The following is a 16,874-nucleotide window of genomic DNA, read 5'->3' on the forward strand; positions in this document are numbered from 1 at the left end:
CTAGTCGCCCTTGGCAGGCAGTTCCTTGAGCAGGATGTTGCGGAAGGAGACCTGGTCGTCCTGGCCGTGGTTCTGCAGGCCGATGTAGCCGTCCTTCAGGCTCCGTTCGGGATCGGTGTTGGTGAAGTCGTTGATCTTCGCTCCGTTGAGGAAGACCTGGATGCGTTCACCGGTGACCTTGATCTCGTAGGAGTTCCACTGGCCGGGCGGCCTGAGCACCTGGTCGCGGACCTTGATGTCGGCCGACTTGAAGGAGTAGATCGCGCCGGTGGTCCGGTCGGGTGCGTCGGTCGCGTCGATCTGGATCTCGTAGCCCTTGTTCACCGCCGACCAGGGGTCGTCGGATGCGGGGAAGCCCACGAAGACACCGGAGTTGTCGTCGCCGGCCATCTTCCAGTCGAGCTTGAGGGAGTACGAGCCCAGCTCCTTGGCCTGGTACCAGAGCAGGCCCATGCCGCCCTCGGACTCCATCACGCCGCCGTCCTTGACGACGAACCTGCCGGGCCCGGCCTGCTTCCAGCCGTCCAGGGTGTGGCCGTTGAAGATCTTCCGGTAGCCCTTGTCCGGCTTGCAGTCGGCCTTGATCTGTCCGGTGGCGTACTGCAGGCCGCCGAGCAGATGGGCGCGGAAGGCCTCCTCGGCGTAGGACTCCTTGGTGTGGCCGCCGCCGGTGTAGAAGGAGCGGCCGCCGCCGTAGTTCTGGCACCAGGCGATCGGGTGGTCGCCCTTCATGGTGCCGCCCTGGTAGGTGGTTTCGTCGAGGGTGGCGAGGACGCGGGCCTTCTCCCGCGGGTTGGTGCGGTAGTTGTACCACTCGTCGGTGCGCTCCCAGGCGTCGCCGAGGTGCGCGGTGGCCGGGTGGTCGTGGTTCTCGACCCGCACGGTGGCCTTCTGGATGGCCGGGTGCGACTCGAACCAGGCGCCGACGAGGCCGCCGTAGAACTCCCAGTCGTACTCGGTGTCGGCGGCGGCGTGGATGCCCATGTAGCCGCCTCCGCCCGCGACGTAGTTCTCGAACGCCTTCTGCTGCTCGGCGTTGAGCACGTCGCCGGTGGTGGAGAGGAAGACGACCGCGTCGTACTTGGCGAGGTTGGCCGTGGTGAACTGCCCGGCCTCCTCGGTGGCGTCGACGGTGATGCCGGCGGGGCCGCCCAGTTCCTTCAGCGCGGCGATGCCGTCCGGGATGGAGTCGTGGCGGAAGCCGGCGGTCTTGGAGAAGACCAGGACCTTCTTGCCGTTCTTGAACGCCTGGTTGGAGAACTCGAAGTCGTCCACGTCGAACAGCGCGCCCTCGCCGCCCTTGAAGACCAGGTAGATCTCCGTGGTGCGCTTGGGCAGGGCCCGCAGCGGCACGTCGATGTCCTGGAAGGTCTCCCAGCTGCCGGTCGGCGGGATGTACGCGGAGCCGTGCAGCGTGCCGTCGGGGGATCCGGTGCGCAGTTCGATGAAGCCCCCCGTGCCGCCGGAGGAGGCCCGCACGGTCATCTTCTTCTGCCCGTCGAACCGGTACGGGGTGAAGGAGATCCAGTCGCCGTCGTGGACGTTGCCGACGGTCTTGCCGCCGTGGGCGGCGGGCTTGCCGATGACGGAGACGCCGTGCTGCTTACCGAAGTGCTCGGCCTGGCGGTGCAGCGGCTGGAGCACGGCGCGTGCGGTGCCGGTCAGGGCCTCCTGGCCGTTGGCGCCGCCGTCGGTGTAGGCGGCGCCGACGACGCCGTAGATGTTGGCGTTGGGGTCGTGCCCGCCGTCGCCGGGCGGCGGCTTGAGGGTGCCCTCACAGCCCGTCTCGCTGGTCAGCTCGTGGGCGTGGGAGTCGTGGCCGAGGCTGTAGACGACCTTGACCTTGGAGCAGTCGGCCTTCTCCTCGGGGTCGGTGACGGTCACCTTGAACGGGACCGGCTCACCGAAGGCGGCCATGCTGCCGTTGCCCGGCACGTCGATCTTCACCGTGGGCTCGGTGTTGCCGACGACGATGCGCACGCTGGCGTTGCCGGTGTTGCCCTCGGGGTCCTTGGCGGTGAAGGTCGCGGTGTAGGTGCCGACCTTCTTGTAGCGGTGGGTGGGGTTGAGGCCCTCGCCCTTGGTGCCGTCGCCGAAGTCCCAGCTGTAGGTGAGGTCCGGGGAGTCGGCGTCCTTGGCGGTGGCGGTGAAGGCGACCTTCAGGCCGGCCGCTCCGGAGGTCTTGTCGGCGCTGACCTCGACGATCGGGGAGAAGCCGTCCTCGGCGTTCTCGATCCGGTAGAGCGCGGAGTTCTCGTCGCCCTGGAACCAGGACAGCCCGTAGTCGAGGACGTAGAGGGCGCCGTCGGGGCCGAACTCCATGTCCATGATCTGGGTGCCGGTCCACGGGAAGTCGTTGATCTTCTCGACGGTCCCGTCGGCGGTCTGCTCGATCCGCTTGATCCACCGGCGGCCGAACTCACCGGCGAAGAAGTCGCCGTCGAACTCCTCGGGGAACTTCACGGAGGAGTCCAGCTCGGGGTCGTAGTGGTAGACGGGCCCGGCCATCGGGGACTCGGAGCCGGTGCCGAACTCGGGCACGCTGCCGCCGTCGTAGGGGATCCAGGCGGGCTGGGCGGGCGGCAGGTCGACCAGGCCGGTGTTGTGCCGCGAGGTGTTCTTGGGCGCGTCGCAGTCGAACGTCTCGCCGGAGGCCTTGGTGGCGAAGTCGTAGTCGACGTAAGGGTCGTTGTCGCCCGTGCAGAAGGGCCAGCCGTAGTTGCCGGGCTTGGTGATGCGGGCGAACTCGACCTGGCCGCCGGGGCCGCGCTCGGGGTCGGCGGCGCCGGCGTCGGGGCCGTAGTCGCCGACGTAGACGACGCCGGTCTTCTCGTCGACGCTCATCCGGAACGGGTTGCGGAAGCCCATCGCGTAGATCTCGGGACGGGTCTTGTCGGTGCCCGGCGGGAAGAGGTTGCCGTCGGGGATGGTGTAGGAGCCGTCCTCGGCGACCTTGATGCGCAGGATCTTGCCGCGCAGGTCGTTGGTGTTGCCGGAGCTGCGGCGGGCGTCGAAGGCGGGGTTGCGGTTGTCCCGCTCGTCGATCGGGGTGTAGCCGTCGGAGGCGAAGGGGTTGGTGTCGTCGCCGGTGGACAGGTAGAGGTTTCCGTCGGCGTCGAAGTCGATGTCGCCGCCGACGTGGCAGCAGATGCCGCGGGAGGCGGGGACGTCGAGGATCTTCTTCTCGCTGTCCAGGTCCAGGGTGCCGTTGGGCTTGAGGACGAAGCGGGAGAGGCGGTTGACGCCGTCGAACTTCTTGAAGTCCTCGGCGGTGCCGGTCTCCGGGGCGTCGCCCGCGGGGGTGTCGAGCGGCGGGGCGTAGTAGAGGTAGATCGCCCGGTTCTTCTCGAAGTCGGGGTCGACGCCGACGCCCTGGAGGCCTTCCTCGTCGTGGCTGTAGACGTCGAGCCGGCCGGCGACCTTGGTGGTGCCGCCCGCGTCGGTCAGGCGCAGGGTGCCGTCGCGTGAGGTGTGCAGGACGCTGCGGTCCGGGAGCACGGCGAGCGACATGGGCTCGCCCATCTCGGGCTCGCCCTTGGCGAGCGGCACCTGCTGGAACCGCCCTTCGGCGGCGGCCGGCTCTGCGGCCGGCTGGGCTCCGGCGACGGCCGCCGGGGTGCCCACGGCCAGCAGGAGGCCGGTGAACAGGGCGAGGGGGGTGCGAAGCCGGTGGCGCCTCGCGGGTGTTCTGCCTCTGAGTCTGCTTCTGTGCACGAGATCCCTCCGGGAACGGGATGGGCCGTACGGGATGGGTGCGAAGACGTGCGTTGCGTGCGGGCGCCGGGGTGCGCCGTCACCCCGGAGAGCGGGTATGTCCTGGACACCCCAAGGACCGGGACACCTCAGGACGGTAGCCGCCTTCGTTCGGAACCAACACCCCGTCCAACGGAGTCGGTTGAACTTTTTCCCAACGCAGGACAAAGGCGGCATCAGGGCAGGCCGGACCGGGGACCGGCGGCGCGTCCGGTCCCCGAGTCCGGGCTGCGGATCAGCTGTTGAAGGCGGCGTCGAAGGAAGTGGAGGGCGGCTCGAAGTCGAACGCCTTCAGGCGGCGCAGCGCCTCGGGCGCTCCCTGGAGCCGGTCCATGCCGGCGTCCTCCCACTCCACGGAGACCGGGCCCTCGTAGCCGATGGAGCGCAGCATACGGAAGACGTCCTCCCAGGGGACGTCGCCGTGCCCGGCGGAGACGAAGTCCCAGCCGCGCCGCGGGTCGCCCCAGGGCAGGTGCGAGCCGAGGCGGCCGTTGCGGCCGTCAAGGCGCTTGCGGGCCTCCTTGCAGTCGACGTGGTAGATCCGGTCGCGGAAGTCCCACAGGAAGCCGACCGGGTCGAGGTCCTGCCAGACGAAGTGCGAGGGGTCGAAGTTGAGGCCGAAGGCGGGGCGGTGGTCCACGGCCTCGAGCGCCCGCTGGGTGGTCCAGTAGTCGTAGGCGATCTCGCTGGGATGCACCTCGTGGGCGAAGCGCACGCCCTCGGCGTCGAAGACGTCGAGGATCGGGTTCCAGCGGTCGGCGAAGTCCTGGTAGCCGCGCTCGATCATCGACTCGGGCGCGGGCGGGAACATGGCGACCAGGTGCCAGATGGCCGAGCCGGTGAAGCCGATGACGGTGTCCACCCCGAACCGGGCTGCCGCCCGGGCGGTGTCCTTCATGCGGGCCGCGGCCCGCTGCCGCACACCCTCCGGGTCACCGTCGCCCCAGATGTCGGCGGGCAGGATGCCCTGGTGGCGTTCGTCGATGATGGCGTCGCACACGGCCTGCCCGACCAGGTGGTTGGAGATCGCCCAGCACTTCAGGCCGTACTTGTCCAGGAGCTGGTGGCGGGAGTCGACGTAGCCGGGGTCGGCGAGGGCCTTGTCCACCTCGAAGTGGTCGCCCCAGCAGGCGAGTTCGAGGCCGTCGTAGCCGAAGTCGCGGGCGAGCCGGCAGACCTCCTCGAGCGGCAGGTCGGCCCACTGGCCGGTGAACAGGGTGAAGTTGCGCGGCATCTGAAATCCGTCCTCTCAGGCGGCGATCGGTGTGTAGACGGAGTTCTTCTGGGCGCTCTCCTCCACCGCCGCCAGCACGCGCTGCACCTGCAGCCCGTCGGCGAAGGAGGGTTCGGGCGTGCGCCCGTCGGCGACCGCGTGGACCAGGTCGCGGGCCTGGTGCACGAAGGTGTGCTCGTAGCCGAGTCCGTGGCCCGGCGGCCACCAGGCCTCCAGGTAGGGGTGGTCGGGTTCGGTGACCAGGATGCGGCGGAAGCCGGAGTGCGTGCCCGGTTCGGTGCCGTCGTGGTACTCCAGCTCGTTGAGCCGCTCCAGGTCGAAGGCGAGGGATCCGCGGTCGCCGTTGAGCTCCAGGCGCAGGGCGTTCTTGTGACCGGTGGCATACCGGGTGGCCTCGAAGGTGGCGACGGCGCCGGAGGCGAAGCGGGCGGTGAACACGGCGGCGTCGTCGACGGTGACCTGCCCGGTGCCGGCGGCGGAGACGGCGGCGAGGCCGCTGCTGGGCGCGGTGGGCAGCGGGCGTTCCCTGACGAAGGTCTCGGTGAGGGCGGACACGCCCGCCAGGTGCTCGCCCGCCACGTGCTGGGCCAGGTCCACGATGTGCGCCCCGAGGTCGCCGAGCGAGCCGGAGCCGGCCTGCTCGCGACGCAGCCGCCAGGTCAGCGGGAACTGCGGGTCGACCAGCCAGTCCTGAAGGTAGCTCACCCGTACGTGGCGCAGGGTGCCGATGCGGCCCTCGGCCACCATCCGCCGGGCCAGTGCGGTGGCCGGGACGCGGCGGTAGTTGAAGCCGACCATCGCCACCTGGCCGCGCCCGGCGGCCTCCTCCGCGGCGCGGGCCATCTCCTCCGCCTCGGCGACGGTGTTGGCGAGGGGTTTCTCGCACAGCACGTGCTTGCCGGCGGCGAGGGCGGCCAGCGCGATCTCGGCGTGGCTGTCGCCCGGCGTGCAGATGTCGACGAGGTCGACGTCGTCGCGCTCCACCAGGGCACGCCATTCGGTCTCGGTCGCCGCCCAGCCGTGCCGGTCGGCCGCCGCTTGCACGGCGTCGGCGTTCCGGCCGCAGATCACGGCCAGTTGGGGGCTCAGCGGCAGGTCGAAGACGCGGCCCGCGGTGCGCCATCCCTGGGAGTGGGCGGCGCCCATGAACGCGTAGCCGACCATGCCGACACGCAGCGGCGGCTTCCCCGTGTCCGCCCCTGCTGACGCTTGCGGCTGTGCCATGCGGATGTCCTCCTCGTCGTCGTGTCGGGCGGGGACGGCTCCCCGCCCGGGTCCGTCTGACGCGCCCCCGTGTCCGCCCGGAGGGCGGCCCTCGCAGGGCGGGCGGGGGCCGGCAGACAGGCCCCAGGGGGTGTGCGCGGCTCGCGTGGTGCGCCGGCGGCTCACCGGCGCGGGCCGCACACCGTCTCCCGGGGCGGGCCCCGCCCGGTGGGCTGGTCAGGCCCGTGGGCCGGGGCTCCTACTTGAAACCGGTGGACATGTACTGGTCGACGTTGGTCTTGTCGACGACGGCCGAGTAGAGGGTGATCGACGCCGGGATCTCGTACTCGGCGAGGCCGCCGACGCCCTTGCTCTGGCCGAGGGCGCGGGCGAGGTCGATCGCGGAGGCGGCCATCGTCGGCGGATACAGGACGGTGGCCTTGAGCACCCCGTTGTCGGCCTTGATGGCCTGGAAGGCGGAGAGCGCGCCGGCGCCGCCGACCATGAGGAAGTCGTCTCGCCCTGCCTGCTCGATGGCGCGCAGCGCGCCCACGCCCTGGTCGTCGTCGTGGTTCCACAGGGCGTCGAACTCGGGCTGCGCCTGGAGCAGCTGGGCCATCTTGGCCTGGCCGGACTCGACGGTGAACTCGGCGGCCTGGCGGGCGACCTTCTTGATGTTGGGGTAGTTCTTCAGGGCGTCGTCGAAGCCCTGGGTGCGCTGCTTGGTGAGCTCCAGGTTGTCCAGGCCGGCGAGTTCGATGACCCGGGCGTTCTTCTTGTCCTTGAGCTTCTCGCCGATGTAGTGGCCGGCGTTCAGGCCCATACCGTAGTTGTCGCCGCCGATCCAGCAGCGGTAGGCCTGCGGGGAGTTGAAGATGCGGTCCAGGTTGATCACCGGTATGCCGGCCCGCATCGCCTTGAGTCCGACCTGGGTGAGCGCCTTGCCGTCGGCGGGCAGGATCACCAGGACGTCGACCTTCTTGTTGATCAGGGTCTCGATCTGGCCGATCTGCTGGGCGGTGTCGTTGGAGCCCTCGGTGATCTCCAGGGTGACGTCGGAGTACTTCTCGGCGCGCTTCTTGGCGTTTTCGTTGATGGCGTTGAGCCAGCCGTGGTCGGCCTGGGGTCCGGCGAAGCCGATGGTGACCGGCTTGCCGGGCTTGTCGTCGGCGGCGGGCTGGTCGTTCGCGGCCGGCTCGTCCTTTTCACTGGGCTCGTTGCTCGTGCACCCGGTGAGGAAGGCACCGGCGGACACGGCGGCGGCTCCGAACAGGAGACCTCTGCGGCTCGCGAAGGGCATGTGCTCTGGCATGGCGGTGAACCCTTTCCTCAGGTCGTGCTCGCGGTACGGCGCTGGACCAGCACGGCGGCGACGATGATCGCTCCCTTGGCGATCTGCTGGACGTCGCTCTGCAGGTTGTTCAGGGCGAAGATGTTGGTGATGGTGGTGAAGATCAGGACGCCGAGGACGGAGCCGACGATGGTGCCGCGGCCCCCGGTGAGCAGGGTGCCGCCGATGATCGCGGCGGCGATGGCGTCGAGTTCGTAGAGGTTGCCGTTGGTGTTCTGACCGGAGCCGGACAGGACGATCAGCAGGAAGGCCGCGATGCCGCAGCACAGCCCGGACAGCAGGTAGAGGTAGAGCCGCTGGCGGCGGACGTCGATGCCGGCCAGCCGGGCGGCCTCCGCGTTGCCGCCGACGGCGACGGTGCGGCGGCCGAAGGTGGTCCGGTTCAGCAGCAGCCAGCCGATGACGGTGACCACGCCGAACACCAGCACCAGCGGCGGGATGCCGAGCACATAGGCGTCGCGTTCGCCGAGGTCGAGGACGCTGGGGACGGTGACGACCTGGGTGCGTCCCTCGGTGATCTGCAGGGCGAGACCCCGGGCCGAGGCGAGCATCGCCAGTGTGGCGATGAACGGGACCATGCCTCCGTAGGCGATGAGCACCCCGTTGACCAGTCCGCAGCCGACGCCGACCGCGATCGAGGTGAACAGGATGCCGCCGAACCCGTACTCCTGGGTGGCCACGGTGGTGGCCCACACCGAGGCGAGGGCGACGATCGCGCCGACCGACAGGTCGATGCCGCCGGAGGTGATGACGAAGGTCATGCCGACGGTGACCACGCCGATGACGGACGCCTGGGTGAGGACGAGCTGCAGATTGCGGGTGTCGAGGAACTCGTCCGGTTTGGTGATGCCGCCGATCAGCACGAGCACGGCGAGCACGCCGAGCAGCGACAGGGTGCGGACGTCGGCGCGGGACCACACGGCGCGCCAGGCGGGCGCCTGGCCGGCCGGCCGGACCTTGCCGGTTCTGTCGTCCCGCGGCGGGGAGACGGGCTGCGTCATGACGCCGGGCTTCCTTCCATGACCAGGTCGAGTACACGGTGTTCGTCGAGCTCACGGGCGGGGGCAGTGTGGACGACCCGTCCCTCGCGCAGCACCAGCACGCGGTCGGCGAGGCCGAGCACCTCGGGGACCTCGCTGGAGACCAGCAGCACGGCGAGGCCCTCGTCCGCCAATCGGCGGACCACCGCGTACAGTTCGGCGCGGGCGCCGACGTCGACGCCGCGGGTGGGTTCGTCCAGCAGCAGCACCCGGCAGCCGCGCAGCAGCCAGCGGGCGAGCACGGCCTTCTGCTGGTTGCCGCCGGACAGGGTGCGCACGGGCACGTTCGGGTTGTCGGGGCGCAGGGACAGCTCGCGGGTGGCGGCGCGGGCCGCGCCGAGTTCGGCGCCGCGGTCGATCCAGCCGGCGCGCGAGAAGCGGGACATGGAGGAGACCGACACATTGCGGGTGACGGACTCCAGCATCAGCAGCGCCTGCGCCTTGCGTTCCTCGGGGGCCAGTCCCACCCCGGCGCGCACGGCGGCGCGGACGCTGCCGGGTCTGAGCGGCTTGCCGTCGACGAGGACCCGGCCGGTGTCGGGGCGGCGGGCGCCGTAGATCGTCTCCAGGATCTCGGAGCGTCCCGAGCCGACCAGCCCGGCCAGCCCGACGATCTCCCCGGCCCGCACCTGGAGGCCGAGCGGCTCGAACTCCCCCTGCCGGGAGAGGTTCTCGACGGTGAGCACGGGGGCGGTCCCGGGGGCGGAGGCGGGCCGCTCGGGGAAGACGTACTCCACGTTGCGGCCGGTCATCAGCGACACCACCTCGCGGGTGGGCGTCGACTTCGCGGGCAGTCCGATGACCACCGCCCGGCCGTCCTTCAGCACCGTCACCCGGTCGCCGATGCGCCGGATCTCCTCCAGCCGGTGGGAGATGTAGACGACTGCGACTCCGTCGGCGGTGAGGTCGCCGACGATGCGGAAGAGGTTGTCGACCTCGTCCGGGTCCAGGGCGGCGGACGGCTCGTCCATCACGATCAGCCGCACGTCGTGGGAGAGCGCCCGCGCCATGGACACGATCTGCTGCTGCGCGGCGGACAACTCCCCCACCAGCCGGGCGGGATCGATCTCCGGATGCCCGAGCCGCTTGAGCAGCTTCGCGGTCGCCTCCCGTGCGGCCCTGCCGCGGACGACGAAGCCGGCGGCGGTGGGTTCGTGGCCGAGGTGCACGTTCTCGGCGACCGACATGTGCTCCACCAGGTCGAGTTCCTGGTAGATGGTGGCGATGCCGAGGCGCATGGCGGCGATCGGGGAACGCAGCGTCACCTCCTCGCCGCGCCAGCGGATGATGCCGGTGTCGGGCTGGTGGGCACCGGCCAGCACCTTGATCAGGGTGGACTTGCCGGCGCCGTTCTGGCCCAGCAGGCAGTGCACCTCGCCGGCCTGGACGTCGAGGTCGACGCCGTCCAGGGCCCGGACTCCCGGGAACGACTTGGTGATGCCGGACATGCTGAGCAGCGGTGGTTCGGGTGCCATGCGGACTTCCCCTCGGCGGACGTTCGGGCCGGTGTCAGGGCGTGCTCGGTGGAACGGTGCCGGCGTGCTCGGTCGGACGTTGTCTGCGTGCTCTGTGGTGCTCGGTCGGACGTTGTCTGCGTGCTCTGTGGTGCTCGGTCGGGCGTTGCGGTGCTCGGTCGGACGTTGCGGGCGTGCTCGGTAGAACGTCGTCAGGGCAGGACGGAGCGGCGTGGGGGGACGTGCGGTGGTGGTGCTGCGCGGTGCCGGCCGGGCCGGCCGTGGTGCGGTGCCCGCTTACGCGGGCGAGAACAGGTGGTCGCTGATGAGCCGGGCCGCGCCGATGACTCCGGCGGTGGGGCCCAGCTCGCCGAGGACGATGGGCAGGTTGCCGGTCGCCAGCGGCAGCGACTGGCGGTAGACCTGGGTGCGGATGGCGGCGAGCAGGGTGTGGCCGAGGCCGGTCACCCCGCCGCCGATCACCACCAGGCCCGGGTTGAAGAAGCTGACCAGGCCGGCGATGACCTGGCCGGTGCGGTTGCCGCCCTCGCGGATCAGGTCGAGGGAGGTGGCGTCCCCGGCGGCGGCCGCCGCGGCGACGTCGACGGCGGTGAGCGTGCCGTTGTTCTCCAGCCGGGCGGCGAGTTCCGGTGACCGGTTCTGCTGGGCGGCCTCCAGCGCGTCGCGGGCGAGGGCGGCGCCGGAGAAGTGGGCCTCCAGGCAGCCCCGGTTGCCGCAGGCGCACGGGTGGCCGTCGGGCACCGCCTGGATGTGCCCGATGTCGCCGGCGCTGCCCGTCGTGCCGCGGTAGACCTCACCGCCGACGACGATGCCGCAGCCTATGCCGGTGCCGATCTTGACGCAGAGGAAGTCGGCGACGGTGCGGGCGACTCCGGCGTGCTGCTCGCCCATCGCCATCAGGTTCACGTCGTTGTCGACCATGACCGGGCAGCCGAGTTCCTGGCTGAGCGCCTCCCGCACGGGGAAGCCGTCCCAGCCGGGCATGATCGGCGGGGCCACCGGGACGCCCTCGGGGAAGCGCACCGGTCCGGGGACGCCGATGCCGGCGCCGTCGAAGCCCTCGGCGAGTCCGGACGCCTTGAGCTTGGCGGCCATGGACAGCACCTGCTCGAAGACCGCGACCGGCCCCTCCCGGACGTCCATGGGCTGGTTGATGTGCCCGAGGATCTCCAGTTCGGCGTTGGTGACGGCGACGTCTATGGAGGTCGCGCCGATGTCGACGCCGAGGAACCGCAGATGCGGGTTGAGGCGGATGTTGTGCGACCGGCGGCCGCCGCGCGATGCCGCGAGCCCGTCGGCGACCACCAGCTCCGTCTCCAGGAGCCGGTCCACCTCCACGGCCAGCTTCGACCGTGACAGGTCGACCTGGTCGCCCAGCTGAGCCCGGGAGTTGGGGCCGCCGTCCCGCAACAGCTTCAGCAGCCGGGCCTGATGGGCGTTCGCGGGTCGCGCCGTCATACGTCTCACGAGCCCCTCCCCGCCTCGATCGGCTGGTGTGCACCGGATTCCGGCCACCTGCGTGGCGCTTGCTTTCGGAGGGAACGTAGCAGCGGCTGCCGAGGGTGGGAAGAAGTCTCGCAGGAATTGGGCCCCACTTTTTCCACTCACAGGACAAAGACTGGGGACGTGGCCCGGCCCGTCCGGGCGGAAGCCCGCGAACTACGGGCCGGTACGGGTGAGTACGCCCACACCCGCAACCGTGCGAACCGGATAAGTGTCTGAGGTCGCGAGGGGCGGGTGCCGCGGAGTGCGTGAGGCCTCCGGGCGACCACCGGCCCCGGGGAGAGACCGATGAGCACATGGACGGTGCCCGGATACACCGAATCGCTGGAACTCGGGTCCGGGGCGAGCGGGCGGGTCGTCCTCGCCCTCCACGAGGGGACCGGCGTCCCCGTCGCGGTGAAGTACCTCAGCGAGTCCCTGCGCAGCCGCCCGGACTTCGTGCGGGACTTCCGCGCGGAGGCACGGCTGCTCGCCGGCCTGGACAGCCCCCATGTCGCCGGGCTGTACGAGTACGTGGGACGGCACCGCCGACCTCGTCGCCACGGTCACCACCGACGGCCGCCCGGGCACTCTCACCTACCGCTGGATCCGCAGCGACGGCACGTCCTCCGGTGTGCTGCGCGAGGACCTGGCGCAGGGTCAGGCCCGGGTACGGCTGCACCTGCTGTGGACCTTCGAGGGGAAGGGCCGCTACCAGGCCCACGCCGAGCTGCGGTTCGTCTCCCCCGCCGGCCCGTCGGCCCGGACGGAGCTCACCTACGACTGCCCCTGACCCGGAGCCCGCGACGCCCGGCCCGGTGCGTCAGGGGCAGCGGACGACCTGCCCCGCGTAGGACAGATTGCCGCCGAAGCCGAACAGCAGGACCGGGTCGCCGGTGGTCAGCTCGCCCCGCTCGACCAGCTTGGAGAGCGCCAGCGGGATGGACGCGGCCGAGGTGTTCCCGGAGTCGGTGACGTCGCGGGCGACCACGGCGTTGACCGCGCCCAGCTTGGCCGCGAGGGGTTCGATGATGCGCAGGTTCGCCTGGTGCAGCACGACGCCGGCGAGGTCCTCCGGTGCCATGCCCGCCTTCTCGCAGACCTGGCGGGCGATGGACGGCAGCCGGGTGGTCGCCCAGCGGTAGACGCTCTGTCCCTCCTGCGCGAACCGGGGCGGCGTCCCCTCGATCCGCACCGCGTTCCCCATCTCGGGCACCGAACCCCACAGCACCGGTCCGATGCCCGCCTCCTCGGCGGCCTCCACGACGGCGGCGCCCGCCCCGTCACCGACGAGCACGCAGGTGGTGCGGTCGGTCCAGTCCGTGACGTCGGACATCTTGTCGGCGCCGATCACCAGCGCCCTCTGCGCCGCACCGGCGCGCAGGGCGTGGTCCGCGGTCGCCAGCGCGTGCGGGAACCCGGCGCACACCACGTTCACGTCCAGCGCGGCGGGGCCGGGGATGCCGAGGCGGGCCGCGACCCGGGCGGCCATGTTCGGCGAGCGGTCGATCGCCGTGGAAGTGGCGACGACGACGAGGTCGATGTCGGCGGGGGCGCGGCCGGCCGCCGCCAGTGCCTTGGCGGCGGCGTGCGCGGCCAGTTCGTCGACCGGCTCGTCGGGGCCGGCGATGTGGCGGGTGCGGATGCCCACCCGGCTCGTGATCCACGCGTCGCTGGTGTCGACCATGCCCGCGAGCTCCTCGTTGGTGAGCACCCGGGCGGGCTGGTAGTGGCCGACGGCGCTGATACGCGAGCCGGTCATGGGCGGTCCCCCCTGTCAGTCGGTAACGCGATTCACCAGTCTGATCAGTGACCGACCAGTACGAGGGCAGGTGAAGCGACAGGAATCGGGTGCCCCCCTTGTCGGCTTCCGTGTATCCGCCGACGGCCGTCCGTTCCCCCTCGGGGACAATGAACTGCATGGGACGAGTGACGCAACGACGCAAGGTGCTCCGGGTCCGGGACGGAGCAGTCACCGGCCGTCCGGACACACTCGTCGCCGAGGAACCCCTGGAGATCCGGCTGAACGGCAGGCCGCTGGCGATCACCATGCGCACGCCGGGCGACGACTTCGCGCTGGCCGCCGGTTTCCTGGTCAGCGAGGGCGTGCTGGGCACGGCGTCCCAGCTGCGCAACATCGTGTACTGCGCGGGCGCGACGGCCGACGGCGCCAACACCTACAACGTGGTGGACGTGCAGACCGCGCCGGGCGTGACCATCCCGGACATCACCCTGGAGCGCAACGTCTACACCACCTCCTCCTGCGGCCTGTGCGGCAAGGCGAGCCTGGACGCGGTCCGCACCACGGCCCGCTGGCCGCTCGCCGACACTCCCCCGCTGCGCCTGACCACCGAGCTGCTGGCCCGGCTGCCCGAGCGGCTGCGCGCGGCCCAGCGGGTCTTCGACCGGACCGGCGGGCTGCATGCGGCGGCCCTGTTCAGCGAGGACGGCGAACTGCTGGACGTGCGGGAGGACGTCGGCCGGCACAACGCGGTCGACAAGCTGGTCGGCCGGGCGCTGCAGGCGGGGGAACTGCCGCTGTCCCGCACGGTGCTGATGGTCTCCGGGCGGGCCTCCTTCGAGCTGGCGCAGAAGGCCGTGATGGCGGGCATCCCGGTCCTGGCTGCCGTCTCCGCACCGTCGTCCCTGGCCGTCGACCTGGCCGCGGAGACCGGCATGACCCTGGTGGGCTTCCTGCGCGGCACCTCCATGAACATCTACGCGGGCGAGCACCGCATCGCCCTGCCCGCACCGGCCGGCCGCCCCCTGACGCACCTGAGGCCTCAGGCCGGCCATCCCTGACACCTCCCGACCGCGGCTGACGCCTCGGGCCGGCCACCCCCGACGCCCGCTGGGACACGTCTGACGGCCCCTCGGGCACCGTGCGCACCCGGTGCCCCATTCACCGGGGCCGGTGCGCCCGCTAACGTCGCGGAGCGTGCCCGACGACGTGGTCCGAGTGCGACAGCGGACGGGGACCGGGATCGGCCTGGTGCTGGCCCTCATCCTCGGTGCCGTGCTGGTCAGCGGGCTGCCCGAGGACGACGAGCGGCCGGACGGCGACGGGGACTGCGCGCCGCGCACGGTCGCCTCCTGGACCGCCGACGACCGCCTCACCGGCGAGTTCGCCCGCTACGGCGACGACGCCGCCCGCGCCGACGACTGGACCGGCGGCGACGGCACCCACTCCGTGCGGCTGCCCGACGGCCGGCTGCTGTGGCTGTTCTCCGACACCTACCTGGGCCGGGTGCACCGCCCGCCCAACCCGGTCGGCGAGGCCTACGCCTGGCGCGACACCACCGCCCCGCTGGTGCGCAACTCGGGTGTGCTGATGCGCGACGGGCGTCTCGAGGGCACGCTGCCCGCCCCGCTCTTCCCCGATCCGGCGCCGGACCAGTGGCGCTGGCCGGTCGCCGCCCGGGTCGAGCCCCGCTCCCCCGGCTCCGACGACCAGGTCGTGCGGGTCCTGCTGTGGGTGCGCACGGCGGGGCAGGATCCGTGGGTGTACGGCGTGCCGACCGCCACCGAGGTCGCCACGCTCTCCCTGCCGGACCTGCGCGTGGAGTCGATCGTGAAGGTGCTCGGGCAGGAGCAGGTGGCGGACTTCTCGCGGCGGGTGCTGTTCGGCACCACCCTCCTCGAGGAGGACGGCTGGACGTACGTCTTCGGCGGCGACGACGGCAGGCCCGCGGCCCGGCCCGCCTCGCACGCCTATGTGGCCCGGGTGCCGGAGGGCCGTCTGGCCGACCCGTCCGCCTGGGAGTACTGGAACGGCTCTGCCTGGCAGAGCCGCGCCCGCCCGCGCCCGGTGCTCGGCGACGGCCGGCGCACCGGCGTGGGCAGTGCCTTCTCGGTGGTGCCCGACGACGGCACCTATGTGCTGTTCACCATGGCCGCGGGCGCCAAGGGGCTGACCACGGTGGCCTCGTACTGGGCCTGCTCGCCGACCGGGCCCTGGCACGGCCCGTCCGCGGAGTTCGCCCCCGCGCTGCCGCAGCAGGGCACGGCCGCCTACAACCCGCAGACGCATCCGGAGCTCAGCGGCGACGGGCGCCTGGTCCTCAGCTACGACGTGAACTGGCTGGAGCCGGCCGGCGCGGCGGTGATGCTCAGCCGGAACGTGTCGCTGTACCGGCCCCGCTTCGTGACGATCCGCCTCGGCGCGGACCGGTGAGCGCGGGGGCCGAGCCGGTCTCGCAGCCGGTCTCGCAGCCTTCTCCCTCCGGTACCGGATCGTGCGAGCGGCGGCGGGCGATGACCGCGCAGACCATCAGCTGCATCTGGTGGAACAGCATCAGCGGCAGCACCGCCATCGAGGCGTGCGCCCCGAACAGCACGCTCGCCATGGGCAGCCCGGCCGCCAGCGACTTCTTGGAGCCGGCGAACTGGATCGCGATGCGGTCCGCGCGCCCGAAGCCGAGCGCCTTGGCGCCGTACCAGCTCAGCAGCAGCATCACGGTGAGCAGCGCGGCCTCCACGACGAGCAGGGCGCCGAGCCGCGCGGCCCCGACCTGGTGCCAGATGCCCTGCACTATGCCCGCGCTGAACGCCGTGTAGACGACCAGCAGGATGGCGCCCCGGTCGACCAGGCCCAGCGCCCTGCGGTGCCGGGTGAGGAAGGAGCCGAGCCGGCGGCGCAGCAGCTGCCCGGCGAGGAACGGCACCAGCAGCTGCGCCACGATCTTCACCACCGAGTCGGCGGAGACGCCGCCCCCGCTGCCGCCGAGCAGCAGCGCCGCCAGCAGCGGGGTGAGGACGAGGCCGGCGAGCGAGGAGAAGGAGCCCGCGCAGATCGCGGCGGGCACATTGCCGCGGGCCATCGAGGTGAAGGCGATCGACGACTGGATGGTCGACGGCACCAGGGTGAGGAACAGCAGGCCCTGGTACAGCGGCTCGGTCAGCAGGAACGGGACCAGCCCGCGGGCTGCCAGCCCGAGCAGCGGGAAGACCACGAAGGTGCAGGCCAGCACGGTGACATGCAGGCGCCAGTGCTTCAGCCCGTCGAGCGCCTCCCCGGTGGAGAGCCGGGCGCCGTAGAGGAAGAACAGCAGGGCGACGGCGGCCGTGGAGGCACCGGAGGCGATCTCCGCGCCGGTGCCGCGGGCCGGCAGCAGCGCGGCGAGGCCAACGGTGGCGAGCAGGAGCAGGATGTACGGGTCCAGCGGTGTCCGGCTGGTCAGGGTCCGTATCCGGCTGGGCAGACGCAGGCGCGTCACGGTGCTCCACTTGCTCAGTTCCTGTTGCGGTTGCTCGTGCCCCTGTTCCCTCGCGGGCGCTTCTCGGGGGTACACGCCCCATGGTGATCGTCCCGCGGGCGATCGGGAAACCCGTACACC

At 71.6% G+C, this 16,874-nt stretch carries 12 protein-coding genes and 1 pseudogene; 4 read left to right on the plus strand and 9 right to left on the minus strand.

Going from position 1 to position 16,874, the window contains the following annotated elements:
- The 7 genes from ABD198_RS16820 to ABD198_RS16850 all read right to left on the minus strand — a co-directional run bounded on the left by ABD198_RS16820 (position 1) and on the right by ABD198_RS16850 (position 11,514).
- Positions 1-3,714 carry a ThuA domain-containing protein gene (locus ABD198_RS16820; protein WP_344001937.1) on the minus strand — a complete coding sequence of 1,238 codons (3,714 nt, stop codon included), beginning with the start codon at positions 3,712-3,714 and terminating at the stop codon, positions 1-3.
- A 274-nt stretch (positions 3,715-3,988) separates the two neighbouring features.
- Entirely contained in the window at positions 3,989-4,987 is a 999-nt protein-coding gene (locus tag ABD198_RS16825) for a sugar phosphate isomerase/epimerase family protein (protein WP_344001940.1), read from the minus strand.
- A gap of 15 nt (positions 4,988-5,002) precedes the next feature.
- Positions 5,003-6,211: a Gfo/Idh/MocA family protein gene (locus ABD198_RS16830; RefSeq protein WP_344001943.1), complete on the minus strand. Its 1,209-nt coding sequence runs from the start codon at positions 6,209-6,211 to the stop codon at positions 5,003-5,005.
- A gap of 238 nt (positions 6,212-6,449) precedes the next feature.
- Positions 6,450-7,502, minus strand: coding sequence for a substrate-binding domain-containing protein (locus ABD198_RS16835; protein WP_344001946.1), 1,053 nt, complete (start codon positions 7,500-7,502; stop codon positions 6,450-6,452).
- 17 nt (positions 7,503-7,519) lie between these two features.
- Complete coding sequence (locus ABD198_RS16840; RefSeq protein ID WP_344001949.1) at positions 7,520-8,542, minus strand: ABC transporter permease; 1,023 nt, start codon at positions 8,540-8,542, stop codon at positions 7,520-7,522.
- Positions 8,539-10,056, minus strand: coding sequence for a sugar ABC transporter ATP-binding protein (locus tag ABD198_RS16845; RefSeq protein WP_344001951.1), 1,518 nt, complete (start codon positions 10,054-10,056; stop codon positions 8,539-8,541). Before ABD198_RS16845 ends, ABD198_RS16840 begins: the two co-directional genes overlap by 4 nt.
- A gap of 276 nt (positions 10,057-10,332) precedes the next feature.
- On the minus strand, positions 10,333-11,514 hold the full coding sequence (locus ABD198_RS16850) for an ROK family protein (protein ID WP_344001954.1): 1,182 nt from the start codon (positions 11,512-11,514) through the stop codon (positions 10,333-10,335).
- A gap of 333 nt (positions 11,515-11,847) precedes the next feature.
- Between ABD198_RS16850 and ABD198_RS16855 the strand changes: the two are divergent.
- Together ABD198_RS16855 and ABD198_RS16860 are read left to right on the plus strand one after the other, a co-directional pair.
- Positions 11,848-12,075 (plus strand): annotated as a pseudogene (locus ABD198_RS16855) (serine/threonine protein kinase); the annotation flags it as partial.
- Positions 12,050-12,331 (plus strand): hypothetical protein, encoded by a 282-nt coding sequence (locus ABD198_RS16860; RefSeq protein WP_344001957.1) that lies wholly within the window; start codon positions 12,050-12,052, stop codon positions 12,329-12,331. The pseudogene ABD198_RS16855 and the gene ABD198_RS16860, both read left to right, overlap by 26 nt.
- A gap of 30 nt (positions 12,332-12,361) precedes the next feature.
- On the opposite strand, the gene ABD198_RS16865 is transcribed toward ABD198_RS16860, so the two are convergent.
- Positions 12,362-13,300, minus strand: a complete 939-nt coding sequence (locus tag ABD198_RS16865) for a beta-ketoacyl-ACP synthase III (RefSeq protein WP_344001960.1) — start codon at positions 13,298-13,300, stop codon at positions 12,362-12,364.
- A 158-nt stretch (positions 13,301-13,458) separates the two neighbouring features.
- Here ABD198_RS16865 and fdhD point away from each other — a divergent pair, with 158 nt between their 5' ends.
- Positions 13,459-14,340 (plus strand): formate dehydrogenase accessory sulfurtransferase FdhD, encoded by an 882-nt coding sequence (fdhD, locus tag ABD198_RS16870; RefSeq protein WP_344001963.1) that lies wholly within the window; start codon positions 13,459-13,461, stop codon positions 14,338-14,340.
- 136 nt (positions 14,341-14,476) lie between these two features.
- Positions 14,477-15,712: a DUF4185 domain-containing protein gene (locus tag ABD198_RS16875; RefSeq protein WP_344001966.1), complete on the plus strand. Its 1,236-nt coding sequence runs from the start codon at positions 14,477-14,479 to the stop codon at positions 15,710-15,712.
- Here the strand turns inward: ABD198_RS16875 and ABD198_RS16880 are convergent.
- A complete protein-coding gene (locus ABD198_RS16880; protein ID WP_344001969.1) occupies positions 15,648-16,754 on the minus strand; it encodes a bile acid:sodium symporter family protein in 1,107 nt (368 codons plus the stop codon). The two genes, ABD198_RS16875 and ABD198_RS16880, sit on opposite strands and share 65 nt — an antisense overlap.
- Positions 16,755-16,874: the final 120 nt, after the last annotated feature.

This window comes from Streptomyces thermocarboxydovorans (genome assembly GCF_039524635.1).
Taxonomy (GTDB): Bacteria; Actinomycetota; Actinomycetes; order Streptomycetales; family Streptomycetaceae; genus Streptomyces; species Streptomyces thermocarboxydovorans.

Coding starts and splice junctions, on each gene's coding strand:
- ABD198_RS16825 (WP_344001940.1), bottom strand. CDS start 4,987: ATGCCGCGCAACTTCACCCTGTTCACCGGCCAGTGGGCCGACCTGCCG.
- ABD198_RS16830 (WP_344001943.1), bottom strand. CDS start 6,211: ATGGCACAGCCGCAAGCGTCAGCAGGGGCGGACACGGGGAAGCCGCCG.
- ABD198_RS16835 (WP_344001946.1), bottom strand. CDS start 7,502: ATGCCAGAGCACATGCCCTTCGCGAGCCGCAGAGGTCTCCTGTTCGGA.
- ABD198_RS16840 (WP_344001949.1), bottom strand. CDS start 8,542: ATGACGCAGCCCGTCTCCCCGCCGCGGGACGACAGAACCGGCAAGGTC.
- ABD198_RS16845 (WP_344001951.1), bottom strand. CDS start 10,056: ATGGCACCCGAACCACCGCTGCTCAGCATGTCCGGCATCACCAAGTCG.
- ABD198_RS16850 (WP_344001954.1), bottom strand. CDS start 11,514: ATGACGGCGCGACCCGCGAACGCCCATCAGGCCCGGCTGCTGAAGCTG.
- ABD198_RS16860 (WP_344001957.1), top strand. CDS start 12,050: ATGTCGCCGGGCTGTACGAGTACGTGGGACGGCACCGCCGACCTCGTC.
- ABD198_RS16865 (WP_344001960.1), bottom strand. CDS start 13,300: ATGACCGGCTCGCGTATCAGCGCCGTCGGCCACTACCAGCCCGCCCGG.
- fdhD (WP_344001963.1), top strand. CDS start 13,459: ATGGGACGAGTGACGCAACGACGCAAGGTGCTCCGGGTCCGGGACGGA.